Below are 25,173 nucleotides of genomic sequence, written 5' to 3'. Positions count from 1 at the left end.
CTTCACAGGATGCCCCAAAGGCTGGCAACCGCCGCCGAATTGACGCGTCCATGCAGGTCAGCCGTCTGGTTTGGGGTGGAATGGTGTACTCCGGGAAGGCGTGGTGGCGAATACTGCCAAAGCCAGCCGCGTGCGTCCAACCGGCGTGCCGCCGAACCGCCTCGCACACGCCGGAGGAACTTGCCCGCCAACTCCCCTCCGATGTTCACTCCTTCGGGTGGCGGGTCAGGTGATGCGCGGCCACTGCCCACCGGCGCTGGGAGGGTCGGGAACCGTACGAACCGGGTGTAGGCACCACTTGGCAACCGATATGGCCGGGCCCTGCCGGGGCACCGGACATGACAGGACGCCACCCGGGCCCATGGGTAGACGAGTTCAGGATTGCGAGCACCGGTGCAGATGAAGCGGCCTCGGCGCACAGGCAGGCAGACGGCCCCCACGGGGACCGCCCCGCAGACCCCCGTGGGCACCGGCCGCCCCACGCATGTGCGCACCCGGCTCATCGTCGCGGTCGCCGTGGTGGCCGCCGCCGTCGCGGGAGCCGGCGCGCCCTCCCTGCTCACCGCCTCCCAGGACGTCGGCGACTCCCAGGACCTGGTGACGCTGGCCTCCCGCACGCAGGACGCCCTCGCCCTCGCGAACTCCCTCGCCGACGAGCGCGACGAGGTGACCTCCTACATCGCGTCCGGGCGTGACAAGTCCAAGGCGCCCGACGAGGACCGCAGCGCCCGCGTCGACCGGCAGGTCGAGGACCTGCGCGCCGAGGACGACACCCCGGCGAGCCTGCGCGGCGACCTCGACGGCATCGCCGCCGTCCGCCGGGCCGCGCTCACCGGCAAGACCACGGCCCTGCAGACCCAGCAGGCCTACTCGGACACGATCGCCGAACTGCACCGGCTCGCCGAGCAGCTCGCCGACCAAACGCCCCCGCGGGCCGGCTCCGGCGCCCACGCGCTCGCCGAACTGGACACCGCCGTCCAGCAGTCCGCCGCCGCCCGCGGCCTGCTGCTCGCCGCGCTGAACGTGCCGTCCACCACCCGGACGGTGATCAACCCCGTCACCGGCCTGCCCACCACGACCTCCAGCAGCTCCGCGGCCGACCGCAAGCAGCGCGACCAGCTGGCCGCCGCCGCCCAGCAGGCCCGGCTGCGCGCGGACGCGGCCCTCGCCGACTTCCGCGCCGACGCGCCCAGGTCGGCCGTCGAGTCGTACGACTCCACGGTCACCGGACCCGAGGTCAACTCGGCCGAAAAGTACCTCGCCACGCTCACCGACCAGCCCACGCTGGCCGACAGCGAGCTGACCACCAGCACCAAGAAGCTGGACGCGGCCCTGTCCGCCCGCGTCGACCTGATGCGCGGCGCGGAATCGGCCCTCTACGACCACCGCACCAAGGAGCTGGCGAAACTCCGCGACGACGATGTCACGGCCCTGGAGATCCGCATCGCCGTCCTCGGCGCGCTGATGCTGGTCGCCGTGGGTCTCGCCACCGCCATGGCCCGCACCCTGACCCGCCCGCTGTCGGTGCTGCGTCGCGGCACGGCCCGGCTCGCCGAGTCCGAGGACCCGACGGCCCAGGAACCCATCGCCTTCACCGGCCGCAACGACGAGTTCGCCCAGGTCGTGCGCTCGGTCAACGCCCTGCACGGGCACGCGGTGGCGCTGCGCGAGCGGGCGGCGGCCCTGCAGGAGCGCGTGGCGACCCTGGAGACCGACCGCAAGCACCTGGTCGGCCAGCGCCAGCAGATGGCCGACGCCCGCGAGGGACTGCGCGCCGAACTCGCCGAGTCCGCCGCCCGGCTGGAGCGGATGCGCACCAGCATCGGCGGCACGTTCGTCAACCTGGCCCTGCGCACCCTCGGGCTGGTCGAACGCCAGCTGGGGGTCATCGAGGGCCTGGAGGAGCGCGAGCAGGACCCCGACCGCCTCGCCACGCTCTTCAAGCTGGACCACTTCGCCACGGTCATGCGCCGGCACAGCGAGAACCTGCTGGTCCTGGCCGGTGCCGAGCATGTGCAGCAGCATCACGCGCCGGTGCCGCTGGTCGACGTGGTGCGGGCGGGCGTCAGCGAGATCGAGCGCTACGAACGGGTCCGTATCGCGGCGCTGCCCCCGCACGCGCATGTGGCGGGCTTCGCGGCGGACGACCTCTCCCACCTCCTGGCCGAACTCATGGAGAACGCCACCTCGTTCTCCCCGCCGGACCTGCCGGTGGAGATCTCAGGCTGGCTCCTGGAGTCCGGCGAGGTGATGCTCTCTGTGCAGGACGAGGGCATCGGCATGGCGGCCGACCGCCTGGACCGGCTCAACGCCCGGCTGGCCGACTTCGACCCCGAGTCCGGCTACGACGACGACAGCGACGACGGCCTCGGGCTCGGCCTGTACGTCGTCGCCCGCCTCGCGCACCGGCACGGGGTGCGGGTGCAGCTGCGCGAGCAGAAGCAGGGCGGTGTCGCGGCGGTGGTGGTCCTCCCGGCCGCCCTCGTCACCGACCCGCCGTCCACCGCGCTGCCCCCGCACGCCGCGTCCCCCGGCGCCACCGGCACCTTCTCCCTGCCGGGCGCCGACGCCGAGGTCAACTCCAACGTCCTGCACGCCCGCCCCAAGCACCAGGACCTCCTGGTCACCCTGGCGGAAGAGGCAGTCCGCCAGGCGACTACCAACTCGCCGTACCGAGCGGAAGAGCCGACGACGATCTCCGGTGACTCGGCGGAGGGACCTGCGAGTGCCTTCGGCGAGGCGACGGCCGGGCCTGCGATGGCCTCCGACGATCGGACAGGGGGCGACACGACTGCCTCCGGCGATGTGAGCGGGCGGCCCGGCGGTGTCTTCGGCGATGCCGCCGAGCGGTCTGCGGCGGCCTTCGGCGATCGGACAGGGGGCGATACGACCGCCTTCGGCGATGCGGCGGCCGGGCCTGAGATGGCCTTCGACGACCGGGCAGGGGGCGACACGACTGCCTCCGGCGATGTGAGCGGGCGGCCCGGCGGTGCCTTCGGGGATGCCGCCGAGGGCTCTGCGGCGGCCTTCGGCGATCGGGCCGGCGGTACGACCGCCTCCGGCAACCAGGCCGAGCGGCCGGCCGGCACCTTCGGGGAGCCGGCCGGTGAGTCCGCGACCGCCTCCGGCGATGCGGCCGGCGGGCCTGCGGGCGGCTCCCGTGGTCTGTCGGGCGAGACCGGTTCCGGCCGGGCGAGCGACGAGTCCGGGAGGGCCTTCGACCCTACCGTCGCCGAGGGCGAGGAAGCCTTCGGCCGGTCGGGTGCCGAGGGGCACGGTGCTGCGGTCCGCGAGCCGGCCGAGGACGCGGTGCGGGAGGCCTTCGGCAACCCGGCGGCCGAGCGGCCGGCCGGCACCTTCGGGGAGCCGGCCGGTGAGTCCGCGACCGCCTCCGGCGATGCGGCCGGCGGGCCTGCGGGCGGCTCCCGTGGTCTGTCGGGCGAGACCGGTTCCGGCCGGGCGAGCAGCGAGTCCGAGGGGGCCCTCGGCGGCCCGGCGGACGAGTGGGCGGCTCGGGACGGTTCCGGGACTTCGGCGGACCAGGGCGCCGGTGGCGCCTTCCGCGGGCCGGCCAGCGACGCGGTGCGGGAGGCCTTTGGCGGGCCGGCGGACGAGCAAGCGGCTTGGGACGGTTCCGGTAGCCCGGCGGGTCGGGGTGCCGGTGTCGGTCTGCGCGGGTCGGCCGGTGACGCGGTGCGGGACGTCTTCGGTGGGTCGGCGGGTGACGCCGCTGAGCGTGCGGTTCATGAGCAGGCCGGGGTGGGGGGCCGGGATGCGGAGACGCGGCCGAAGGCGCCGGTGGAGACCTTCGCCGAGTCGACGATGGAGCTGCTGCTCCCGGATCTGACGCGGGAGCCGACCGACCCGCAGGGTGACGGGGGCGGAGGTGCCCCGCAGGGGGCGCCCGCGGTCGACGACGACAGCGGGAGCCACGCCCGCGCCGAAGGTGAAGCCGAGGCGGAGGCCGAGGAGCAGGAGCGGGTCACCGCCAAGGGTCTCCCCAAGCGCACACCCAAGATCACCGTACCGAACCAGGCCCCGCGCCAGCGGTCCCGCTCTGTGGACGCCGAAGCCCTTCGCCGCAGGCTCGGCGGCTTCCGCCAGGGCGCCCAGGCCGGCTACCGCGACGTAGAGGCAGAGATCGCGGAACGTACCGAAAACGTCACGGGGGGCACAGCCGAGGAGGCAAGCAGTTGACCGCGCCGAGTACTTACGGACTGAGCAGCGAAGCCCGCAACCTGCACTGGCTGCTGACCAACCTGGTCGAGGAAGTCCCCGGCATCCAGTCCGTCGCCGTGGTCTCCTCGGACGGACTGCTGCTGCTGTCGTCCGACCCGTCCCACACCGAGCAGTCCCGTCAGAACCGCCCCGCGAAAGGCCCCCGCGGCTCCGCCGCCGATCTGGCCACCATCGTCTCCGGCATCGGCAGCCTCACCGTCGGCGCCGCGAAGCTGATGGACTTCGGCGGCGTCAAGCACACGATGATCGCGATGGAGGAGGGCAGCCTGTTCGTGATGTCGATCAGCGACGGCTCGCTGCTCGGCGTGCACGGCAGCGCCGAGTGCGACATGAGCGTGGTGGCGTACCACATGGCGCTGTTCGTCGGCCGCGCCGGACACGTCCTCACCCCGGAACTCCGCAGCGAGCTGCGGAAGTCCATGGAGGCCGATTCGGCGGGGAGCGCCTGATGAGCGGCACATCGAAGAATCTCCCCGTGCGCGGCGGCGAGCGCAAACCCGCCCGCGTCCGCCCCTACTCGCTCACCGGCGGCCGTACCCGCTTCGGCCACGTCCTCCTCGTGGAGACCTTCGTCGCCGCGCTGGAGGCCCCGGAGGAGCGCAAGGAACTGACGAACGGCTCCCTCGCCACCGGTGTCATGCCGGAGATGCGGGCCATCGTCGAACTGTGCCGCCGTATGCGCACGGTGGCCGAGATCGCCGCGCTGCTGAAGATGCCGCTCGGCGTGGTCCGCGTCCTCCTGAGCGACCTCGCGGACCAGGGAAAGATCCGTGTGTACGGCACCGGAACCGGTCACGGCACCGGCCGCCCGGACCGCGCTCTGCTGGAAAGGGTGCTGCATGGACTCCGTCGTCTCTGACGCCGCCGCCTCCGCCGTCGGAGGCGCCCCCCTCGTCGCCGGATTCACCGAGCCCGACGAGGACCTGAAGTCCTGGCAGACGGACCGTACCCGGGCCCCCATCGCCACGAAGATCGTGGTGGCGGGGGGCTTCGGCGTCGGCAAGACCACGCTGGTCACCTCCGTCTCGGAGATCACGCCGCTGCAGACCGAGGCGCTGATGACCGAGGCGAGCGAGGAGACCGACGACCTCACCGCCACGCCGGGCAAGCTCACCACCACCGTGGCCATGGACTTCGGCCGCATCACGCTCGACGACGACCTGGTGCTCTACCTGTTCGGCACGCCGGGCCAGCAGCGGTTCTGGTTCATGTGGGACGACCTGGTGCGCGGCGCGATCGGCGCGGTGGTCATGGCCGACACCCGCCGGCTGAAGGACTGCTTCCCGGCACTGGACTACTTCGAGAGCTGCGGCCTGCCGTACGTCGTCGCGGTCAACCACTTCGACGGCAGCGAGCTCTTCGAGCCGGAGGACGTACGGGAGGCGCTGACGATACCCGTGCACGTCCCTGTCATGATCATGGACGCGCGGCGCAGGATCTCGGTCATCGAGACACTGCTGGCCCTGGTCGGCCACGCGCTGGACGAAACCCCCGAGTAGTCCGGCCCGGCGGCCGCCGCGCGGTCCCCAGTGCAGTCCCCGAGCAGTTCCCGTAAGGAGTCCCGACCCGCATGCGGAAGATACTCGTCGTCGGAGCCGGCCAGTCCGGCCTCCAGCTCGCCCTCGGCCTGCAGTCGCACGGCTACGAGGTCACCCTGATGTCGAACCGGACCGCGGACGAGATCCGCAGCGGCCGGGTCATGTCGACGCAGTGCATGTTCCACACGGCGCTGCAGCACGAGCGCGATCTGAAGGTGAACTTCTGGGAGTCCCAGGCCCCGAAGATCGAAGGACTCGGCGTCTCGGTCGCGGCCCCCGGCTCGCACGACCCGGGCCCCACCCAGCGGGCGATCGACTGGGTCGGCAAGCTGGACGGGTACGCGCAGTCGGTCGACCAGCGCGTGAAGATGGCCGGCTGGATGGAGACCTTCGCCCAGCGCGGCGGCCAGCTGGTCATCCACGGCGCGGCCGTCGGCGACCTCGACTACTTCTCCCGTACGTACGACCTCGTCCTGGTCGCCGCCGGCAAGGGCGAACTCGTCCAGATGTTCGGCCGCGACGCCTCCCGCTCGCCGTACAGCGAGCCGCAGCGGGCGCTGGCGGTGGCGTACGTCCACGGGCTCGGCCCGCGCCCGGAGCACCCGGACTTCCTGGCCGTCCGCTGCAACCTGGTCCCCGGCGTCGGCGAGCTGTTCGTCATGCCGACCCTCACCACCTCCGGCCCGGCCGACATCCTGTTCTGGGAGGGCATACCCGGCGGCCCGCTCGACGTCTTCAACGGCGTCAAGGACCCGGCGGAGCACCTCTCCCTGACCCTGGAACTCATGGAGAAGTTCACGCCCTGGGAGTACGCGCGGGCCACCAAGGTGGAACTGACGGACGCCGGCGGCACCCTGGCCGGCCGCTACGCCCCGACCGTCCGCAACCCCATCGGCCGCCTCCCCGGCGGCGGCCTGGTCCTGGGCGTCGCGGACGTCGTCGTGGCCAACGACCCGATCACCGGCCAGGGCTCCAACTCGGCCGCCAAGTGCGCGGCCGCGTACCTGGCGTCCATCCTCGAGCACGGTGACAAGCCGTTCGACGAGGAGTGGATGCGGGCCACCTTCGACCGCTACTGGCAGACGGCCCAGCACGTCACCAAGTGGACGAACGCGATGCTGGCCCCGCCGCCGGAGCACGTCCTGAACCTCATCGGCGCGGCCGGACAGCTGCAGCCGGTGGCGGACCGCTTCGCCAACGCCTTCAACGACCCGGCCGACTTCGAGAACTTCTTCTACGAGCCGGAGAAGACCGAGGCCTACCTGGCCTCGGTGACGGGAGCCTGACCGTCCGGTCGTACGGCGCCGAGCACCGGATACGACGCCAGGGGTGACACCTGGATCCTCGCTCCGGGTCTCGGCGCCTGGACGACCTTCCCGTTCCCGACGTACATCGCCACGTGCGTCGCGTCCGGGAAGTACACCACCAGGTCCCCGGGGCGCAGTTGGCCGAGCGGGATGCGCCGCAGCCGCTGCCACTGCTCCTGGCTGGTGCGCGGAATCGACCGGCCCGCGTGCCGCCAGGCCTGCGTGGTGAGGCCCGAGCAGTCGTAGGAGCGGGGGCCCTGGGCGCCCCACGCGTACGGCTTGCCGAGCTGGTCCAGGGCGTAGCGGACCGCGCGGGCGCCCTCGGGGGAGGCCTGCCGGTTCGCGGGCGGGGAGCCCGCGGTGGTGAGCTTGTGCTGGGCCTCGGCGACGCCCCGCTGTTCGAGCGCGGCGATGGCGGCCAGCTGGGCCGGGGTGAGACCGGCCAGCAGGCGTTCCACCGCGGCGAGCTTGGTCCGCACCGCGTCCTGCTGCTTCTTCTGCTGCTCGGCGAGGGTGAGCTGGGCGTCCAGGGCCCTGCGGGCGGCGCGGGCCACGGTGTCCTTGGTCCTCTCCGTGGCGCTCAGCCGGTTCACGGCGCGGGCCTGCGCGCGCGCCAGCTCGCCGACGACATGGCCCTCGTCCAGCGCGGTCTGCGGATCGGGGGCGAGGAGCACGCGGACGTACGGGCCGAGGCCGTCGGCGCTCTGGTACTGCCGGCGGGCCAGCCGGCCGGCGTCGGACCGGCTGTCCAGCAGGGTGAGGCGGGCGCGGGCCAGTTCGCCGTCGAGACGGGACACCTCGGCGCGCTGGCGTTGCAGCTTGACCGCGGTGGCGTTGTAGGTCTCGGTGGCCTGCTCGGTCTGCCGGTACAGGGTCTGAAGGTCCGTCAGCAGCTGGGAGACGGACCGCTGGGGCTGCGGTGCGGCCGCGGCCGGTGCGGGCACGAGGACGGCCTGGGTTGCCACCGTGGCCGTACAGGCCAGGCGCAGAAACGTTCCTGACACGTCATCACCTCGGGTGCGGGGGGAGAATCCCGGCGAGCGGGCTGGTCGCCTCCTATCGCACCGCGATAATCAGATGTATGCGTGCGGGGCGCGCGCCCGGTGTGCGCGGTTCGGCGCACGCGTGTCACCCGTTGGTGTCATCCGCCCGGCCCGGCGGCGTGGCGCCCGGCCTCGACCAGGGCCACCGCGGCTTTCCGCCGGAGGCGTCCTCCGGGTCGTACTGGTACTTCCACCCCTGGATCAGCCCCAGCCTCCTGCTGTGCCCGCGCGGCACCCGGCGGTAGACGAGCACCGTGGGCTCGCCGCCGTCCGGGTCCGGGACGGGGATGCGGTACGTCTTCGGGGGGTGCCCGGTGGGGCCGACCAGCACCGGCAGCACGCGCCCGTCCATGGGGCCGCCCTCGAAGGGGGTGTCCTGGCTCTTCACCGCTTCAGTTTCCGCCATCCGCGCCGAGCTCGCCGACGACCGCGGCCGTCTGCGGGTCCCGGGCGGCGGTGACCGTGAGGATGGCCACGAACTGGTCCACCAGCCAGTCGCGCAGCTCCTCCACCGGGGGCTGCTTGCCCTCGTCCAGCCAGATCAGGGAGGCCGCCTCCACGGCCGTGATCCAGGTCCGCACGCTCATGCGCAGCCGCGGGCCGGGCTCGGCGACGTCGAGGTGGCGGTAGATGTGCTCGGCGGCGGCCCGGCGCACCCCGTCGACGATGGCCGTGGTCCGCGAGGTCTCCACCACGCTGCCGCCCTGGAGCAGCGCGCTGAAGCCGGTGTCGTGCTCGTCGACGAAGCTCAGATAGCGGTCCAGCGCCCGCGACAGCCGGGGCAGCGGCGGGCCCTCGCGGGGCTCGTCGAAGCACAGCTGCAGTTCCTCGGCGGCCGACCGCAGCGCGGCCTCGTACAGCTGCTGCTTGCCGCCCGGGAAGTACCGGTACACCAAAGGGCGCGACACGCCGGCCGCCTCCGCCACGTCGTCCAGCGACACGTCCTCCGGGGCGCGGTGGGCGAAGAGGCCCAGGGCGGCGGCGAGGAGCTGGCTTCGCCGCTCTTCGACGCTCAGGCGGCGGTAGGCGGGGGTGGCGGCGGGCGGGGTCATGGCCGTCAGCCTAATCGCCGCGGGGGTGCGGCGACGTCGGCGGCCGCGGGTCCGTCGTGGCCGGTCGCGCCCACGGCGAAGGCGCATATCGACACAGCCCCGCGCCCCTTCGGGGCGCCCGTAGCGGACCTACGCCAGCAGCCCGGACGACCTCCACAGTCGCCGGCCGACCCCCCTGAGCACCCCGATGTCGTCCAGGAAGTCCGTCAGCCGCTTCGCGCCCGTCTGCATGACCTCACGGCGGTGCCCGCTCGCCTTCACCTGGGCCATGGCCTCCCGCTTGTCCAGGCCCACGTTCGTGTAGACCTCGGGGTTCACGAACGCGACCGAGAAGACGCGGGCGAACTCGCCGGAGGTGATCCGGGTGAACTCCTGGGACCACTTCGGCGCCGTCACCATCTGGCGCCGCAGCTCCTCACGGGCGTACCGGACGTGCCGGGCCTCCTCGACCACGTGGATGCGCGTCACACCCCGGATCAGCGGCTGGATGCGCTCGTCCGGGAACGTCAGCCGCTGCATCCAGTCCAGCACCTCCTCGCCGAGCAGCGTGGCGGTGAAGGAACCGGGCGTGGTGGAGATGGTCTTGAACAGGCGGCCGAGGTTCTGGTGGACCTTGCTCACCGGGTACCAGGGCGTGCCGCCGTGCGAGATCAGCCGGGCGAACATCTTCGAGTGCCGGCACTCGTCCTCGATCTCGGTGAGGGCGTAGCGGACGTGCGCGCTCGTCGCCGCCTTGTCGTAGATGTGCCGGACGAGCAGCTGCATCAGGATGATCTCGAACCAGATGCCGAGCGACGCCAGCGCCGCCGCCTCGTGCTGGGAGAGCAGGATCCGCTGCTCCTCGCTCATCCGCTTCCACATCGGCGTGTCGTACAGCGACACCAGCTCCGGCGGCCAGAACCACTTGCCCTCCTCGAAGGGCGCGTCCCAGTCCAGCTCCTCGTCCGGGTCGAAGGAGTGCTTGGCGGAGGAGACCAGCAGCCGTTCGGCCACCTGCTCCCGGTCCTTGAGCAGGCCGAGCGCATCGCGCAGGCCGTCCAGCGCGTCCGCTTCCGTCAGGGTCGTCATGGCTCCGTCACCTCGTTACCCGGGGGTAGTGTTCCTCCCTCTTATGAGACTGCCTGTCAGCAAGGGCGTCAATCCCTTGCGCATGACTTGTTGACTTCGCGTCTACGTGTGAGCCTGCGAGGTATGCCGACCCATGACCTGTACGCCAACGCCCCCTCGGACTCCCGCTGGCAGGTGCCCGCCAGCGGCGCCGCCCGCTTCAGCTGGGAGTACGACGACGGCCGCGAACGCCTGCTCGCCCTGTACCAGAAGGGCAAGGACAAGCAGTGGGACGGGCAGCAGCGCATCGACTGGGACCTGGAGGTCGACCCGTACGACGCGCTCGGCACGCCCGAGGAGGCCATGAGCCTGTACGGCACCCCGTACTGGGACAAGCTGACCGAGAAGGACAAGGGCGAACTGCGCCGGCACTACGCCTCCTGGCAGTTCAGCCAGTTCCTGCACGGCGAGCAGGGCGCGATGATCTGCGCCGCCCGGATCGTGGAGTCGGTGCCCGACCTGGACGCCAAGTTCTACTCCGCGACCCAGACCATGGACGAGGCCCGGCACGCCGAGATCTACGGCCGCTTCCTGCACGAGAAGATCGGGCTCGTCTACCCGATCAACGACAACCTGCAGTCCCTGCTCGGCGACACGCTCAGGGACAGCCGCTGGGACATGCCGTACCTCGGCATGCAGGTCCTCATCGAGGGGCTGGCGCTGGCGGCCTTCGGGATGATCCGGGACACCACGAACAAGCCGCTGCCCAAGCAGATCCTCACCTACGTCATGCAGGACGAGGCCCGGCACGTGGCCTTCGGCCGGCTGGCCCTCAGGGACTACTACAAGCAGCTCACCGACGCCGAACTGCGCGAGCGCGAGGACTTCGTCATCGAGGGCTGCTATCTGATGCGCGACCGGCTGCGGGGCGTGGAGGTCCTGGAGAACTTCGGCATCCCCAAGGCCGAGGCGGAGGCCCTCAGCGAGCGCTCCGAGTTCCTCCAGCTGTTCCGCAAGCTGCTGTTCAGCCGGATCGTGCCCTGCGTGAAGGACATCGGCCTGTGGGGCAAGCGGCTGCAGCAGGCCTATGTCGACATGGGCGTCCTCGAACTCGGCGACTCCGACCTGGACCTGCTCATGGCCCAGGACGAGGAACTGGCCGACCAGCTGGACGCCCAGCGCTTCGCCACGGAGGAGCGGGAACGGATGGCGGAGGTGCAGGAGGCCATCGAGGCGGGCGCGGCGGAGAGCTGAGGCGGGGTCCGGGGCTGCGGAGACCCCGACCGTGGGTTCCGAGGCGGCCGTCGGGTCGTTCACCCGGGTGCAGTAGCGTTCCGACGTGTCCATGCCTCCGCCACCGCAGCCGTATCCCAGCGGCCGGCCGTATCCCAACGGCCCCCAGCAGCAGCCGAACCCGTACGGGCCGCCCCCGCAGGCTGCCGCCCCGGGCCCCTACGGCCAGCAGCCCCCGCCGGCCGCCCCCGGCCCCTACGGCTCGCCGTACCCGCCGCAGCAGCCCTACCCGCCCCAGCCGTACGGCCAGCAGCCGTACGGCGGTTGGGGCGTGCCGCCCATGGCCCCGCTGCCGAAGAAGCGGCGGGTCGGGCTGATCCTCGGGATCGTGGGCGGCGCCGTCGTGGCGATCGTCGTGGTGCTCGCGCTGATCGGGGTGGCGGCCGAGAGCGGCTTCCCCGAGGCGAAGAACAAGCTGACGCTGCCCAAGACCCTGCTCGAGGACAAGTACCAGCTCGCCGAGGACCTGTCCGACACCGAGGGCAAGAAGGTCGAGAAGGAGGCCGACGGAGCCTGGGACGCCAAGGACATCCACGCCGTCACCGCCCGCTACAGCCCCGGCGGCGACAGCAGCAAGGGCATGCTGCTGGTGTCGGGCATGTACGGCCGGTTCAAGAACAAGGACGCGGTGCGGCGCAACATGCTCAAGGGCGCCACCGACGCCGACAGCGTGACCGTGGACCGCGCGCCGCAGGACGTCACCCCGTCCGGTTCCGACGTCACGATCAGCTGCGAGGTGCTCACCCAGAAGGCGTCCCTGGTGACGATCACCTACCCGGTGTGCGCCTGGGCGGACGGCAACACGGCGGCCATCATCGGCGAGGCCGCCCTGCCGGCGCCCGACCCGTCCGACGTCGACCTCGACGCGGCCGCCCGGCACACGCTCACGGTCCGCTCGGAGATGCTCGAGCCGGTCGACTGACCGCACGGCTCCCCTGGGCCGGTGCTTCCGGTGCTCACCGGCCCAGGACCGCCCGCATCACGTCCCGCGCGATCGGCGCCGCGTCGCCGCCGCCGCTGATCTCGCCCCGGTTCGCCGACGCGTCCTCCACCACCACCGCGACCGCCACCTGCGGCTCCAGACTGTCGTCGGCCTGCGCCCAGGAGACGAACCAGGCGTACGGCACACCGGAGTTGCCGACCCCGTGCTGCGCGGTGCCGGTCTTCCCGCCGACCAGGGCGCCGCGGATGGCCGCCCGGGTGCCGGTGCCCTCCCGGACCACGTCGGCCATCAGCTCCTTCAGCCGCTCCGCCGTCGAGGGGTTCATCACCTGCCGCACCGGATGCGACCCGCTCCCGGCGACCGTCTCGCCGTTCCTCCGGGTCGTCCGCTCCACCAGGTACGGCGTCCGCAGCTGCCCCCGGTCGGCGACGGCGGCCGCCACCATCGCCATCTGCAGGGGCGTGGCCCGCGTGTTGTACTGCCCGATCGACGACAGCGCCAGCTGCGCCTGGTCCACCCGCGGGTCGAAGGTGCTCCGCGCCACCCAGAAGGGGATGCGCAGCCGGGCGTCGTTGAACCCGAACGCCTCCGCCGTGGCCAGCATGTCCTTCACCCCGACGTCCACGCCGAGCTTGGCGAACACCGTGTTGCAGGACCACTCGAAGGCCGACCGCAGCGAGGCGTCCCCGCAGTCGTCGGCCTCGTTGGTCAGCCGGGTCCTGGTGCCCGGCAGCCGGTAGGGGTCGGGGGAGTCGGTGCGCGCGTCCACGTCGGTGACCACACCCGCGTCCAGCGCCGCCGCCGCGGTGACCACCTTGAACGTCGAACCCGGCGGATAGGTCTGCCGCACCGCCCGGTTGAGCATCGGCTTCTCCGGGTCGTGGGTGAGCCGCGCCCACGCCGACGCCACCGCCTCGCCGTTGCCGGACAGCTCCCCGGGGTCGTACGACGGACTCGACACCAGGGCCAGCACGCGGCCCGTCGCCGGCTCGATCGCGGCCACCGCGCCCTTGCGCCCGGCAAGTCCCCGGTACGCCGCCTCCTGCGCGGCCCGGTTCAGCGTCGTGACGACGTCCCCGGCCGGGCTCGCGCCGCGCGTCACGTCCTTCCACAGCGGCAGCGGCGACAGCATCGGGTCCGTGCCGGAGAGCACCCCGTCCCCGGCCTGCTCCAGGAACGTCGAGCCGTACGACTGCGAGGAGAAGCCGGTGACCGGCGCGAACAAGGGGCCGTTCTTGTAGGTGCGTTCGTAGCGCAGCTGCTCGCCGGTGTCCACGGAGCCGGTGACCGGCTCGCCGCCGACCAGGATGTCGCCGCGCGGCTGGCCGTAACGGGCGATCTCGGCGCGCCGGTTGTACGGGTTGCCGTCGTACACCCCCGACTGCACCACCTGCACCCGGGCCGCGTTGGCCAGCAGCGCCGCCAGCAGCAGCGTGCAGAACGCGCAGGCGTGCCGGATGTACCGGCCCATCGGCCGCTCGCCCTCGTGGAAGCCGCCGTACCCGGTCACCGCGCCTCCCGCCCGTCGTACTGGTGGCGCGCCGAGTCGCTCACCCGGATCAGCAGCGCCACCATCACCCAGTTGGTGACCACCGAGGAGCCGCCCTGGGCGAGGAACGGCATCGCCATGCCGGTCAGCGGGATCAGCCCGGTGACCCCGCCCGCGATCACGAACACCTGCAGCGCCAGGATCGAGGCCAGACCGACCGCGAGCAGCCGGCCGAAGGGCTCGCGCAGGGCGAGGCCGGCCCGGTAGCCGCGCTCCACCAGCAGCGCGTAGAGCAGGATGACCGCCGCGAGCCCCGCGAGCCCCAGTTCCTCGCCCGCCGTGGCCAGGATGAAGTCCGACTTGGCGGCGAAGCCGATCAGGACGGAGTGGCCGAGCCCGAGCCCGCTGCCGAGGACTCCGCCCGCCGCGAAGGCGAACAGCGACTGCGAGAGCTGGTTCGGGCCCTGCCCGGCCTCGATGGTGGCGAAGGGGTGCAGCCAGTCCGTGATCCGCTGGTGCACATGCGGTTCGGTCCGCCCCACGGCCACCGCGCCGACGACCGCGAGCAGCAGCCCGACCGCGATCCAGCCGGTCCGGCCCGTGGCGACGTACAGCAGCACCACGAACAGCGCGAAGAACAGCAGCGAGGTGCCCAGGTCCCGCTCCAGGACCAGGACGCCGACGCTCAGCAGCCAGATCGTCACGATCGGCCCGAGCACCCGCCCGGTGGGGAACTGCAGCAGCCACAGCCGCCGGCCCGTGTAGGCGAGCGCGTTGCGGTTGGCGGCCAGATAGGCGGCGAAGAACACCGCGAGCATCACCTTCGCGAACTCGCCCGGCTGGATGGAGAACCCGGCGATCCGGATCCAGATCCGGGCGCCGTTGACCGCGGGGAACAGGATCGGCAGCGCCATCAGCCCGAGCGCGACGGCGACGCAGACGTACGCGTACCGCTGGAGCACCCGGTGGTCGCGCAGCACCAGCACCACGCCGATGAACAGCCCCACCCCGAGCGTGGACCACACGAGCTGGGCGGGGGCGGCCTCGTGGCCCGGGGTCTCCAGGTCCAGCCGGTAGATCAGGACCAGCCCCAGCCCGTTGAGCAGCACGGCGATCGGAAGGAAGAGCGGATCGGCGTACGGCGCCCGGATCCGCACCGCCACGTGCGCGCACAGCGCGAGCACGCCGAGCCCGGCGCCGTAGCCGACGGCGCCGGGCGGGACGGTGCCGGCCCGGGCCAGCCCCACCGCGCAGTAGCCGTACACGGACAGCAGGACGGCCAGCATGATCAGCGCGAGTTCGATGCCGCGGCGCCGGGGAAGGCGTACGACGGGCGGGGAAGCCTGCGCCGCCACGGTGGTTCCGGCCTTGGTCATGTCCGGAACCTACCCAAGGGGGATTTTTTCTTTGCTTGGGCGCGCCCCGAAGGGGCGCGGGGAACGGCGCGAGAAACCACAGACAGCCCGCACCCGGCAACCCACCAGTGGGACCGGAGCCCTCTACCGCTGCCCGTCACCGTCCGGCAGGACAAGCGTGGCGACCGCCCCGCCGTCCACGGAGTTCGCGAAGGACAGCCGCGCCCCCAGCACCTCCGCCTGCCCCACCGCGATGGTCAGCCCGAGTCCGTGCCCAGTGGCCCCGCCCTCCGTACGGAACCGCTGCGGACCGTGGGCCACCAGGTACTCCGGATATCCGGCCCCGTGGTCCCTGACGGTCACCACGGCGCCGTCCACCGTCAGCACCACCGGCGGCGCTCCGTGCTTGTGCGCGTTGGCGACGAGGTTCCCCAGTACCCGCTCCAGGCGCCGCCGGTCGGTCTCCACCCGCGCGTCGGCGAGGACCCGCACCTCGGTGTCGGTGCCCGAGGCCCGTACCACCCGCCGGGCCAGCGCGCCCAGCTCCTCGGTGTCCACGGCAGGCTTCTCCCGCCCGGTGTCCAGCCGGGAGATCTCCAGCAGGTCCTCGGTGAGGGTGCGCAGCGCCGCCACCCGGTCGCGCACCAGCTCCGTCGGCCGGCCCGGCGGCAGCAGCTCGGCCGCCGCGTGCAGACCGGTCAGCGGGGTGCGCAGCTCGTGCGCCACGTCCGCGGTGAACCGCTGCTCGCTCAGCAGCTTGCTCTGCAGCGTGGCGGCCATGGTGTCCAGGGCCGCCGCCACCGCGGCCACCTCGTCCTGCGGGCGGGACGGGTCCCTCGTGCGCGGGTCGTGCACGCGCGCGTCCAGGTCGCCCGCGCTGATCCGCCGGGCGACCTGCGCGGTGCCGTGCAGCCGCCGCGTCACCCGCGTCACCGCGAACACGCCGACCAGCACCGTCGCCCCGATCGCCAGCCCCGACGACCACAGGATGGAGTTGTCGAGCCCGGCGATGGTGCGGGACTGCTGCGAGTAGTCGACGGCCACGGCGAGCGCCCGGCGCCCGGCCACCGGGCCCGCCGCCCACATGGTGGGCCGCCCGTCGTGCGAGGAGACCATGGTGCCGCGCCGGCCGGCCGCCGCGAGCCGCCGCAGCCGCGCGGGCAGCCCCCGGGGGTCCACGCCGGCGTTCGGCGGCAGCGCGTCCCCGGCCTCGTACGCCGCGGTGGCGTCCGCGAGGCGGGACAGCGCCCGGCCGCGGGCCTGGCCGACGGTCTGGTTGGTCACCGAGACGTGCACCAGGACGCCGAGCAGCGCGGCCAGCGCACAGCACATCACCGTGATGAAGGCGGCGGCCTTCACGGCGAGCGGCCCGGCCCAGCGGGGGAGAGCGAACCTCATGGCGCGCTCGCCGAGGCGGAGGGGGAGCCGGACGGAGAGGGGGACGGCGAGGGCTTCTTGGCGTGCCGGCCGTCACCGGTGTGCAGGTACTCGTCGCGGGAGAAGACCATCGCGCGCTGCCCCGGGTCCCACACCCAGGTCGTGCGGTACTCGTAACCGGAGATGTCGGCGGGCGAGCGCTCGATCAGCGTCCGGCCGGCCAGCTCCACGCCGATGATCGCGTCGTTGTCGGACAGCACCTGCACCAGCCGGTGCTTCTCGACGGTGTAGACCCGTACGGCCGTCTGGTTGGTGGGGAAGAGCCGGAAACCGAGCGTCATGTCGTCCCGGCCGTCGCCCGTGAGGTCCCGGTAGTACGGCGTCAGCAGCGGGCAGCGCGCCCGGTCGCCGCCGGGCCGGCAGTCCCCGAGCCGGTCCACGGTCGCGTGGTACGGCCCCTTCGACCCGTAGTCGTCCGGATGGGCCCTGACCTCGGCCTCGACCACGTCCACCGGGTCCACCTCGCGGATGTCGTCGCCGGGGACCGCGACGCCCTTGACGACCTCCCGGGTCGCCACGTCGTAGGGGTAGGCGGGGCTGGACGCCGGGCGTAGGCCGGGCCACAGCTTGGCGGGGCTGACCGCGGGCGGCGTCGCGCCCGCGCTCCGCAGCCCCCCGGCGTCCCCGCAGGCCACCGCGGTCGCCGCGAGCAGCACGACGGCGGCCGCGGTGGCGGCGGTGCGCGCGGGACGGCGGGCTGGCACGGTGCTCCTGGGGTGTCGGGGCCGGTCGGGGCCGGTACACCTTACGCGTAGACGGGTAAGTTCCGATGTACGTACTTTCCGCACCCGTGAGGGTGACGCCTGTGCGGCCGTCGGGGCCGTCGGGGTGACGCCCGGGCGCGTGTGCACGTGACGCTTGCGCGTCCGCCGGCATGAGGCCGGAGGAGAGGCTACTCGGCCAGTTCCTCCAGCAGCCGCACGGTCGACAGGCCCGCGCGCAGGTACTCCACGAACAGCTCGTTGTGCAGCGCCCACGCCGAGCGGCGGGACCGGATCAGCTGGATCACCTCGTCGGGCGAGCCCTGCCCGCGCTGCAGCAGGGCGTGCGCGACGACCAGACCGGAACGGTTGTACCCGTGATAGCAGCGCACGAGCACCCGGCGGCCGGCGTCCAGCGCCTCGTTCGCCGCGCGCGCCAGCCGGATCACCCCGGCCAGCTGGGTCCCGTCCAGCGGGCCGTCCGGGATCGGCCACACATGGTGCTCGACGCCCGGATCGGGGCCGTACCCCGGCAGCCGCAACAGCGTCTGCACCACATCGAACTCGTCATGGACGACGGCGAGCTCCGGCCCTCCCGAGCGGCCCCGGAACTCGTGCCCGCCCATCCACAGGCCGGGCACGATCTCGTTCCACGGGCTCTCCGGAGCCGGTACGTCGGGCTGCTTTCCGCGGATCCGCAACGGCGCCTCCCCAACTCCCCCTCGCGGGGCCGCCCTCCACGGTAACCGGTCTTGCCCCAGGAGCACCCCGCCTGTTCCCATGGTCGAGGGGTGATGGCGCATGAGCGCACTGCGCGTGGTGCCGGCCAATCGGCACGGCCGGGAACGGCTGTACGTCTGCCGCCCGGACGGATCCAACGTCGCCTGGTACGACCGTGAGACCGGCCGGGTCAACCTGCTCGGCGAGGACAGCAGGGACGCCGTACTGCAGGCCCTGAAACCGTTCCTGACCGGCCCGGTCACCGTGGGCCCGCCGCCGGTCCCGACCCCCGCGGAACTCGCCCGGCTCACCCTGCACCCCGACGACGACCTGGCGCCCAACCGCCCCGGCGAGGCCCTCCTCGTCGCCCTCGACCGCGACCCCGCCCACCGGCTGCGCCCCGACCCGCGCCGGCGCGCCCTGACCGCCGAGGAAACCGTCGGTACCGCCCTGGACGGCCTGGAGGGCGCCGGCTGGCACACCCTGCACTCCATAGCCCTGCCCGGCGGCGACCGCATCCACCACCTCCTGCTCGGCCCCGGCGGCCTGTTCGCCGTGCACGCCCTGTACGCCCGCAAGGCGCGGGTGCGGGTCGCCGACCCGATGGTCACCGTGGGCCGCCGCGAGCCCGAGCCCCTGCTGCGCCGGCTGCGCGCCGCCGCCGACCGGGCCTCCTACGCCCTGACCGCCGAGGTCCACCCGCTCCTGGCCCTGGCCGGCCCGGCCGACCTGACGATCACGGTCCAGCCGAGAACGGTACGCATCCTCCAGGACACCGAGCTGCCCGGCCTGGGCCGACTGGGAGGGGTCCTGAAGCCGGCGGACGTCGAGGCACTGCACGCGATGGCACGGGACCGGAGGACTTGGGGGAGGGTGTAGCGACTCCGCTGTCCGAGGCGGCGGTCGGGGGGCCTCGTGGGGCGTGGGAGGCGACTGGTGAGGAGCGGTGCTCGTCGGGGCTGAGGGGCGGTGGGGTCCGTGTCCGAGCGTCGGTCGGGGGGTGCCTCGTGGGGTGTGGAAGGCGACTGGTGAGGATCGGCGCTCGTCCGGGCTGAGGGGCGGTGGAGTCCGTTGTCTGAGCGTCGGTCGGGGGGTCCCTCGTGGGGCGTGGGAGGCGTCGGTGCGGGGCGGTGCTCGTCGGGGCTGAGGGGCGGTGGAGTCCGTTGTCCGAGCGTCGGTCGGGGGGTCCCTTGTCGGGCGTGGGAGGTGACCGGTGGGGATCGGCGCTCGTCGGGGCTGAGGGGCGGTGGAGTCCGTTGTCTGAGCGTCGGTCGGGGGGTCCCTCGTGGGGCGTGGGAGGCGGCCGGTGCGGGGCGGTGCTCGTCGGGGCTGAGGGGCGGTGGAGTCCGTTGTCCGAGCGTCGGTCGGGGGGTCCCTTGTCGGGCGTGGGAGGTGACCGGTGGGGATCGGTGCTCGTCGGGGCTGAGGGGCGGTGGAGTCCGTTGTCCGAGCGTCGGTCGGGGGGTCCCTTGTCGGGCGTGGGAGGCGCCGGTGCGGGGCGGTGCTCGTCGGGGCAGTGGCGCGGTGGAGTCCGTTGTCCGTGCGGCGGTCGGTGAGGTCCCTCGTGGGGCGTGGAAGGTGACCGGTGTGGTCGGGGGCCCTCGTCGGGGCTGAAGGGCGGCGGAGTCCGCTGTCCGAGGCCACGGTCGGCGAGGACCCTTGTCGGGCGTGGAAGGCGACCGGTGTGGACCGGCGCTCGTCAGGGCAGCGGCGCGGTCGAGTCCGCGTCCAGCAGCGGCGCCATCAGGTCCCCGAGGTCCTGGAGCCGGGGCGCGATGTCGCCGGCCTGGAACTCCAGCTGCCCCGGGCTGCGGCACTGCGCGACCTCCTCCCAGGTCACCGGCGCGGACACCAGCGGAACCCGGCGGGCGCGCAGCGTATAGGGCGTGGCCGTGGTCTTGCGGGCCGCGTTCTGGCTCCAGTCGACGAACACCTTCCCCGGTCTCAGGCTCTTCGTCATCCGGTGCACCACCAGCCGCGGCATCGCCCGCTCGGCCTCCACGGCCAGCGCCTTCGCGTACTCGCTGGTCCGCTCGGAGGACGCCCCCCGCACCGAGGCCAGCAGATGCAGCCCCTTCGACCCGGCCGTCTTCGGGTACGCCTCGATCCCGTCCGCCGCGAGCCGGTCCCGCAGCCACAGGGCGACCTCGCAGCAGTGGAGGAGGGTCGCTGGCGGGCCCGGGTCGAGGTCGAAGACCAGCCGGTCGGCGAGGTCCGGCGACTGCACGAGCCACTGGTGGGTGTGGAACTCGGTGACGAGATTCGCCGCCCAGACCAGGCTCGGCAGGTCCTGTACGACGACCATCCGGGCGGGGCTGTCGGCCGACGACCGCGGCACCTCGGCGGTCGTGACCCAGTCGGGGGTACCCGGCGGGACGTTCTTGGTGAAGAACAGCTGCCCGTCCGGGCCGTCCGGATAGCGCAGGAAGGACACGGCCCGGTCGCGCAGATGCGGCAGCAGCGCACCGGCGCTGGTCGCGTAGTAGTGCACCAGCTCCGCCTTGGTGAAGCCGGTCTCCGGATACAGCACCTTCTCCAGGTTGCTGAGCGCGACCCGCCGCCCCTCCACCTCTGTGATAGGCGTCATACGATGACAATCGCAGACAATCTTGTGCAAACCAGCGAAATCGCCGTAACCGCTTGATCTCCACGATCGGCCATCGGCGTAGGAAGGGTGCGGCTCGTGCGATCGATATGGAACGGCGCCATCTCCTTCGGGCTCGTCAGCATCCCGATCAAGCTGGTGAACGCCACGGAGAGCCACGCGATCTCCTTCCGCCAGATCCACACCGAGGACAACGGCCGCATCCGCTACCGCAAGGTGTGCGAACTGGAGGACCGCGAGGTCAGCCAGTCGGAGATCGGCAAGGGCTATGAGGACGCGGACGGCACGATCATCCCGATCACCGACGACGACCTCTCCCACCTCCCCATCCCGACCGCCCGCACCATCGAGATCGTGGCCTTCGTGCCGGCCGAACGGATCGACCCGCTCCAGATGGGCGCGGCGTACTACCTCGCCGCCGGCGGAGCCCCCGCCGCCAAGCCGTACGTCCTGCTCCGCGAGGCCCTCAAGCGCAGCAACAAGGTCGCCATCGCCAAGTACGCCCTGCGCGGCCGCGAACGCCTCGGCATGCTCCGCGTGGTCGGCGACGCGATCGCCATGCACGGCCTGCTGTGGCCGGACGAGGTCCGCGCGCCCGAGGGCGTGGCCCCCGACACCTCCGTCACCGTCCGCGACAAGGAACTCGACCTCGCGGACGCCCTGATGGACACCCTCGGCGAGGTCGACCTCGATGACCTCCACGACGAGTACCGCGAGGCCCTGGAGGAGGTCATCGCCGCGAAGGCCTCCGGTGAGGCCCCACCGGAGGCCCCCGAGCCGGCCGCCGGGGGAAAGGTCCTGGACCTCATGGCCGCCCTGGAAAGCAGCGTCCGCGCGGCACGAGAGTCCCGCGGCGAGCCCCCCACCGCAACGGAGGCCGAGGTCAGACCCCTGCCTCGCAGGGCGGCGCCGAAAGCGGCCGGCGGCAAGAAATCAACCTCCACGGCCAAGAAGACGACCACCGAGAAGAAGCCGGAACCGGCCCGGAAGTCGACGTCCAAGACGGCTCAGGGCACGAAGAAGACGGCGGCTTCGAAGAGCACGACGACGAAGAGCAGGGCGACGAAGAGTACGGCGACGAAGAGTACGGCGGCGAAGAGTACGGCGACGGCGAAGAAGACGTCGGCGGAGAAGACGGCGACGAAGAAAACGGCGTCCCGCAAACGGACGGCGTGAGGACCGGGAGCCGACTAGCCGTCCACCTCGTACTGGCCGACCTCGAGGAAGTAACGCAGCGTTTCCGGAGTGCCGTCGTCCAGCGCCGCGCCCGCCGCCGCACGCAGGGCGTCGCTGCTGCCGGGATCGGCGAGGATCCTGAAGATGGCGACGCGGTCGTCCTCGGCCTGAGCGAGCCGGTACCCGCTCTCGAGCCAGGCCCGCATCTCCTCCGCGGTGCCGCTCTCGAGCAGGCCGTTGCCCTCCAGGGTCACGCGCCTGCCGCTGTCGGGATCGGCGAGGATGCGGAGTATCGCGATGCGCAGGTCGTCCACATCCATCTCGTCGTAGGGCGAGCCGGTCTGCGACGCGGTGGTGGCCGCCGAGGACGTACTGGCGGTGGCCGAGGACGTCGTGGCACCGCCGGAGGTCGTCGTGGCGCCGGCGTAGGACGGAGTGGCGAGCAGCAGCACCGGGACGAGGGCGCCACCGGCCACGGCGAGGGTTACACGGGTCAGTCTCACGAAGTGCACCACCTAGGTCATATCCAAGGAACGGTCGGGCAGCGAGATCGTTCCAAAGCAAGACTGCCGAATCGCTACCAGGACCACGCAGTCTTGGCAGCCCTTTCACTGCCGACGGCAGGCAGGCGGTTCCGTTTCGATCCGTCCGCGCGCTAGCCCCTGGGTGTCGGGCTGCGAGCACCGCAAACCAGACGCCGCGCGACCCACGGGGCTGCTTGCTGCAGCAACGGCGCCGTCATCCACGCCGAGCGGAGCGGAGCGGGACCGCACCAAGCAGGACGACAACGACTAATGGACGCTCGACCGGACGACACCACTACGCCTGGCCGTATCACCGGCAGTGGCGGACATCCCGGCAACCATGAAGATCACAGCTACGTGCACCGGGAGGAAGACAGAGGGGCAGTGGTTGCGGAAGGCGCTGTGGGCGCGGCCGGCGATGGCTCACCGCCGCGCCCCCTGACTGCAGCGGAGCGGTATCCCGGATCAGCTCGCTTGGCTGGCGCGCCATTCCAGGGCCTGAGGCTCTTCCGTGAACTCGACAAGATGCTGGCCGGCGTACCGTTGGAGGGCATCGCGCACCTGGGCCGGGGTGACGCGGAAGAACTCCTTTCGGGCGTTGACACGGTTGACTCGGTGCTCTGCGAATTCCTGGTGCAGTTGTGACTCCAGACCCACCGCGTCCTTGCTGAAAATCAGGGCATGGACGTCGAACCGGAACGGCACTGATGCACCGCTCAGCTCGTAGACACGCTCCAGTGGCTCCAGCCGCCGCGTCATCCCGATCTTGACCATCCGCTCACCGAAGGCGCCAATGTTGGAGATCACGTACACGTAACCTGCGCGGACATTCGCGGCACGGGCCTCGACGGAGCTGAGGGCCTCTTCGATTTCCGTAAGTTTGGCTTCCATCTCCGCCACGGCGTCGGCGTCCCCACGATCCCGAAGTCGCTCCAAAGCTACTTGGTAGTGGCCCAACTCCTTCTGAAGCTTCTCTCGCTCCCGCTCCAACTCCCGTTGGGCGGCGGCTTCTTCCTTCTCCCGCGCCCGGATCTCTCGCTGAGCTTCCTTCTCCTCTTCCTTCTTCTGCAGGAAGTCCGCAGTCAGCTCCGGTTCACGCACACGGGCATTGTGGTAGGCATCGGAGATGCGGATGTTCATCGTCGCACCGAGCTTCGCGATGGTCTCCCGACTCTTGTAGAGGCGGTCAATGAGCGAGTTCAGACGGTGGGGGCGCATGGAGCGCACCGCGTACTCCGCCTCGGCGTTGTATGCCCTGAGCATGAGTTTCCAGAAGTCCCGGACCATCTTCCGTCCGGCGCTGGCCGACCCGTTGACCGTCCAGTGCTGCACTGCGAGGACCGCTTGGTCGGTACGCACAAGCCTCTTGATCTCGGCTTTCAGCGAATCCAATTGAGTCCGGTAGGCAATGGCATCCTGCAGTTGGTGCCGGTAGGCGTAGATCCCGACCTGCTGGAGCATCGCCGTTTCGTCAGTGGTCACGACTTGGGCCTTGAGTTCGGCAAGTCGGCTGCCGGCCTTGTAGGTTTCCTGCCTTACCCTCTCCACCTCCTTCCGGACGCGGTCAGCTTCTTCGGCGACCTTTTTCGCCTCCGCCTTCTCCGTCTTCACCTCGTCCCGGGCCCTTTGGCGGATCTGCTCCGCCTCACCTTCTGCAGCTTCCCGCACAGCCGCGGCTTCCTCACGCGCCGCACGCAGGGCATCGAGGACCTGGACGGCGTTCATGCCCTGCGTGCTGGTTATCCACGCGCGCAACTGTTCGATCTCTTGGCTTTCGTCGCGACGACGCCTGCCGAACAAACCAGCGCGGCGTGCCGTGGGGACGGCAGACCGCGAGGGTGTTGCGGCCCTGCATCGACTACCGGGTTGTCGTGCGTAGGGCCTGATGGTGGGGTTGGTGCCGCGAGGGCACTGGTGGCTTGACCTGACAACTCTGCGGTGCCGGCGTCGACGTCCACAGTACTGACGCTACTTGGGGCGTCAGGAATCCAAAGCTGCCAACCTGGCGGCGGCGGTGGCCAGGAGGGGTCGGGATGCCAGCCGGGAGGCGGCATCCACCCAGGAGGCGGCGCCGGCCAGCCTGGCGGCGGATTGAACCGATACGTGATCACTAGACCCCCAACCCGGTCCGTCCCCACAGACCGATACTGTCTTCACAGCCCGCACCCCTCAGAGTGCGGAGAGTTAGTAGACGGAGGTTACTACCCTCACCTCGCCATGGGGTCCTGATCGTGCTGCCTACGGGCTGGTACGTCTGTCACCGCCGAGAGGCGTGTCCTCTTGGCATGTCCTCACATACGCTGTGGCCCACGGCACGCCATTGTCATGGCCAGGGGGAGCCCAATGAAGCAGCTTCAGAAGCTCGTCGTCCGCTACGGCGAATGCCAACAGAAGCCCGTGCGCTTCCGTCCAGAAACGTGGCGCTGGCGGTTGACGTCGCACGGAGCGGCGCACGTACTTGATATCGGCGTCAGAACTGCGCACGGGCCGAGCGGTGACCGTCTCATCAGCCGAGGCGACCTGGCCCGTCTCCGTGAGCACGTCGGTGACGAACCCGACGCGCTGCGTGACCTATTCGTGGCCGTCATGATCTGGGGTTCGGGTACGACTATTGACCTTGAATGCGTGATGTCGTCATGGTGGCTGGCGTCGGAGACCGGTGCCGGTGAGGCAGCCGTCGAGGACGTCGTGGCGGTACTGAAGC

21 protein-coding genes and 1 pseudogene are annotated in these 25,173 nt (G+C 71.7%); 10 read left to right on the top strand and 12 right to left on the bottom strand.

Going from position 1 to position 25,173, the window contains the following annotated elements:
* Positions 1-462 precede the first annotated feature (462 nt).
* From AB0950_RS00110 to AB0950_RS00090, 5 genes are all read left to right on the top strand, one after another.
* A complete protein-coding gene (locus AB0950_RS00110) occupies positions 463-4,197 on the top strand; it encodes a nitrate- and nitrite sensing domain-containing protein (protein WP_366777457.1) in 3,735 nt (1,244 codons plus the stop codon).
* The gene (locus AB0950_RS00105; protein WP_360154911.1) at positions 4,194-4,688 is read left to right on the top strand and encodes a roadblock/LC7 domain-containing protein; all 495 of its coding nucleotides are present in this window, start codon (positions 4,194-4,196) and stop codon (positions 4,686-4,688) included. The genes AB0950_RS00110 and AB0950_RS00105 overlap by 4 nt, the downstream gene beginning before the upstream one ends.
* Positions 4,688-5,098 (top strand): DUF742 domain-containing protein, encoded by a 411-nt coding sequence (locus AB0950_RS00100; RefSeq protein WP_360154914.1) that lies wholly within the window; start codon positions 4,688-4,690, stop codon positions 5,096-5,098. The genes AB0950_RS00105 and AB0950_RS00100 overlap by 1 nt, the downstream gene beginning before the upstream one ends.
* Positions 5,079-5,738, top strand: coding sequence for an ATP/GTP-binding protein (locus tag AB0950_RS00095; protein ID WP_360154917.1), 660 nt, complete (start codon positions 5,079-5,081; stop codon positions 5,736-5,738). The genes AB0950_RS00100 and AB0950_RS00095 overlap by 20 nt, the downstream gene beginning before the upstream one ends.
* Positions 5,739-5,809: 71 nt before the next feature.
* Positions 5,810-7,063, top strand: a complete 1,254-nt coding sequence (locus AB0950_RS00090; protein ID WP_360154920.1) for a styrene monooxygenase/indole monooxygenase family protein — start codon at positions 5,810-5,812, stop codon at positions 7,061-7,063.
* On the opposite strand, the gene AB0950_RS00085 is transcribed toward AB0950_RS00090, so the two are convergent.
* From AB0950_RS00085 to AB0950_RS00070, 4 genes are all read right to left on the bottom strand, one after another.
* Entirely contained in the window at positions 7,036-8,088 is a 1,053-nt protein-coding gene (locus AB0950_RS00085; RefSeq protein ID WP_360574786.1) for a C40 family peptidase, read from the bottom strand. The genes AB0950_RS00090 and AB0950_RS00085 overlap by 28 nt on opposite strands.
* A 124-nt stretch (positions 8,089-8,212) precedes the next feature.
* Entirely contained in the window at positions 8,213-8,533 is a 321-nt protein-coding gene (locus AB0950_RS00080; RefSeq protein WP_360154926.1) for a hypothetical protein, read from the bottom strand.
* Entirely contained in the window at positions 8,520-9,179 is a 660-nt protein-coding gene (locus tag AB0950_RS00075) for a TetR/AcrR family transcriptional regulator (protein ID WP_360154929.1), read from the bottom strand. Before AB0950_RS00075 ends, AB0950_RS00080 begins: the two co-directional genes overlap by 14 nt.
* Before the next feature lie 129 nt (positions 9,180-9,308).
* A complete protein-coding gene (locus tag AB0950_RS00070) occupies positions 9,309-10,247 on the bottom strand; it encodes a diiron oxygenase (RefSeq protein WP_366777456.1) in 939 nt (312 codons plus the stop codon).
* Between the two features lie 123 nt (positions 10,248-10,370).
* Here AB0950_RS00070 and AB0950_RS00065 point away from each other — a divergent pair, with 123 nt between their 5' ends.
* Entirely contained in the window at positions 10,371-11,480 is a 1,110-nt protein-coding gene (locus tag AB0950_RS00065) for a ferritin-like domain-containing protein (protein ID WP_360154935.1), read from the top strand.
* Positions 11,481-11,571: 91 nt separating this feature from the next.
* On the top strand, positions 11,572-12,441 hold the full coding sequence (locus tag AB0950_RS00060) for a hypothetical protein (RefSeq protein WP_366777659.1): 870 nt from the start codon (positions 11,572-11,574) through the stop codon (positions 12,439-12,441).
* Positions 12,442-12,475: 34 nt separating this feature from the next.
* Here the strand turns inward: AB0950_RS00060 and AB0950_RS00055 are convergent, their stop codons facing one another.
* The 5 genes from AB0950_RS00055 to AB0950_RS00035 form a co-directional block, all read right to left on the bottom strand.
* Positions 12,476-13,933 (bottom strand): penicillin-binding transpeptidase domain-containing protein, encoded by a 1,458-nt coding sequence (locus tag AB0950_RS00055; protein ID WP_366777657.1) that lies wholly within the window; start codon positions 13,931-13,933, stop codon positions 12,476-12,478.
* Positions 13,934-13,968: 35 nt separating this feature from the next.
* A complete protein-coding gene (locus AB0950_RS00050; protein ID WP_360154938.1) occupies positions 13,969-15,327 on the bottom strand; it encodes an FtsW/RodA/SpoVE family cell cycle protein in 1,359 nt (452 codons plus the stop codon).
* Positions 15,328-15,450: 123 nt separating this feature from the next.
* Positions 15,451-16,704, bottom strand: a complete 1,254-nt coding sequence (locus AB0950_RS00045; RefSeq protein WP_360574789.1) for a HAMP domain-containing sensor histidine kinase — start codon at positions 16,702-16,704, stop codon at positions 15,451-15,453.
* Positions 16,701-17,447: a hypothetical protein gene (locus AB0950_RS00040; RefSeq protein ID WP_366777454.1), complete on the bottom strand. Its 747-nt coding sequence runs from the start codon at positions 17,445-17,447 to the stop codon at positions 16,701-16,703. Before AB0950_RS00040 ends, AB0950_RS00045 begins: the two co-directional genes overlap by 4 nt.
* Positions 17,448-17,635: 188 nt before the next feature.
* Complete coding sequence (locus AB0950_RS00035; RefSeq protein ID WP_360154947.1) at positions 17,636-18,145, bottom strand: protein phosphatase; 510 nt, start codon at positions 18,143-18,145, stop codon at positions 17,636-17,638.
* Between the two features lie 100 nt (positions 18,146-18,245).
* Here AB0950_RS00035 and AB0950_RS00030 point away from each other — a divergent pair, with 100 nt between their 5' ends.
* On the top strand, positions 18,246-19,043 hold the full coding sequence (locus tag AB0950_RS00030; protein WP_366777453.1) for an NERD domain-containing protein: 798 nt from the start codon (positions 18,246-18,248) through the stop codon (positions 19,041-19,043).
* A gap of 820 nt (positions 19,044-19,863) precedes the next feature.
* Here the strand turns inward: AB0950_RS00030 and ligD are convergent.
* Positions 19,864-20,751: a non-homologous end-joining DNA ligase gene (ligD, locus tag AB0950_RS00025; protein WP_366777452.1), complete on the bottom strand. Its 888-nt coding sequence runs from the start codon at positions 20,749-20,751 to the stop codon at positions 19,864-19,866.
* Between the two features lie 96 nt (positions 20,752-20,847).
* Between ligD and AB0950_RS00020 the strand changes: the two genes are divergently transcribed.
* On the top strand, positions 20,848-21,945 hold the full coding sequence (locus AB0950_RS00020) for a Ku protein (protein WP_366777451.1): 1,098 nt from the start codon (positions 20,848-20,850) through the stop codon (positions 21,943-21,945).
* Positions 21,946-21,959: 14 nt separating this feature from the next.
* Here the strand turns inward: AB0950_RS00020 and AB0950_RS00015 are convergent, their stop codons facing one another.
* A complete protein-coding gene (locus tag AB0950_RS00015) occupies positions 21,960-22,448 on the bottom strand; it encodes a hypothetical protein (RefSeq protein WP_360154959.1) in 489 nt (162 codons plus the stop codon).
* A 486-nt stretch (positions 22,449-22,934) separates the two neighbouring features.
* A complete protein-coding gene (locus tag AB0950_RS00010; RefSeq protein WP_366777450.1) occupies positions 22,935-24,194 on the bottom strand; it encodes a DUF4041 domain-containing protein in 1,260 nt (419 codons plus the stop codon).
* Positions 24,195-24,812: 618 nt separating this feature from the next.
* Between AB0950_RS00010 and AB0950_RS00005 the strand changes: the two are divergent.
* Positions 24,813-25,173: pseudogene (locus tag AB0950_RS00005) on the top strand (hypothetical protein); the annotation flags it as partial.

This window comes from Streptomyces sp. NPDC007189, from assembly GCF_040703635.1.
Taxonomy (GTDB): domain Bacteria; phylum Actinomycetota; class Actinomycetes; order Streptomycetales; family Streptomycetaceae; genus Streptomyces.
This window is presented reverse-complemented; position numbering and strand designations above follow the sequence as displayed.

What these genes read in the sequence shown, in the direction of transcription:
- AB0950_RS00050 (WP_360154938.1), bottom strand. Translation starts at nt 15,327, where the DNA reads ATGACCAAGGCCGGAACCACCGTGGCGGCGCAGGCTTCCCCGCCCGTC.
- AB0950_RS00100 (WP_360154914.1), top strand. Translation starts at nt 4,688, where the DNA reads ATGAGCGGCACATCGAAGAATCTCCCCGTGCGCGGCGGCGAGCGCAAA.
- AB0950_RS00095 (WP_360154917.1), top strand. Translation starts at nt 5,079, where the DNA reads ATGGACTCCGTCGTCTCTGACGCCGCCGCCTCCGCCGTCGGAGGCGCC.
- AB0950_RS00060 (WP_366777659.1), top strand. Translation starts at nt 11,572, where the DNA reads ATGCCTCCGCCACCGCAGCCGTATCCCAGCGGCCGGCCGTATCCCAAC.
- AB0950_RS00045 (WP_360574789.1), bottom strand. Translation starts at nt 16,704, where the DNA reads ATGAGGTTCGCTCTCCCCCGCTGGGCCGGGCCGCTCGCCGTGAAGGCC.
- AB0950_RS00055 (WP_366777657.1), bottom strand. Translation starts at nt 13,933, where the DNA reads ATGGGCCGGTACATCCGGCACGCCTGCGCGTTCTGCACGCTGCTGCTG.
- AB0950_RS00090 (WP_360154920.1), top strand. Translation starts at nt 5,810, where the DNA reads ATGCGGAAGATACTCGTCGTCGGAGCCGGCCAGTCCGGCCTCCAGCTC.
- AB0950_RS00010 (WP_366777450.1), bottom strand. Translation starts at nt 24,194, where the DNA reads ATGAACGCCGTCCAGGTCCTCGATGCCCTGCGTGCGGCGCGTGAGGAA.
- AB0950_RS00075 (WP_360154929.1), bottom strand. Translation starts at nt 9,179, where the DNA reads ATGACCCCGCCCGCCGCCACCCCCGCCTACCGCCGCCTGAGCGTCGAA.
- AB0950_RS00070 (WP_366777456.1), bottom strand. Translation starts at nt 10,247, where the DNA reads ATGACGACCCTGACGGAAGCGGACGCGCTGGACGGCCTGCGCGATGCG.
- AB0950_RS00080 (WP_360154926.1), bottom strand. Translation starts at nt 8,533, where the DNA reads ATGGCGGAAACTGAAGCGGTGAAGAGCCAGGACACCCCCTTCGAGGGC.
- AB0950_RS00030 (WP_366777453.1), top strand. Translation starts at nt 18,246, where the DNA reads ATGAGCGCACTGCGCGTGGTGCCGGCCAATCGGCACGGCCGGGAACGG.
- AB0950_RS00065 (WP_360154935.1), top strand. Translation starts at nt 10,371, where the DNA reads ATGCCGACCCATGACCTGTACGCCAACGCCCCCTCGGACTCCCGCTGG.
- ligD (WP_366777452.1), bottom strand. Translation starts at nt 20,751, where the DNA reads ATGACGCCTATCACAGAGGTGGAGGGGCGGCGGGTCGCGCTCAGCAAC.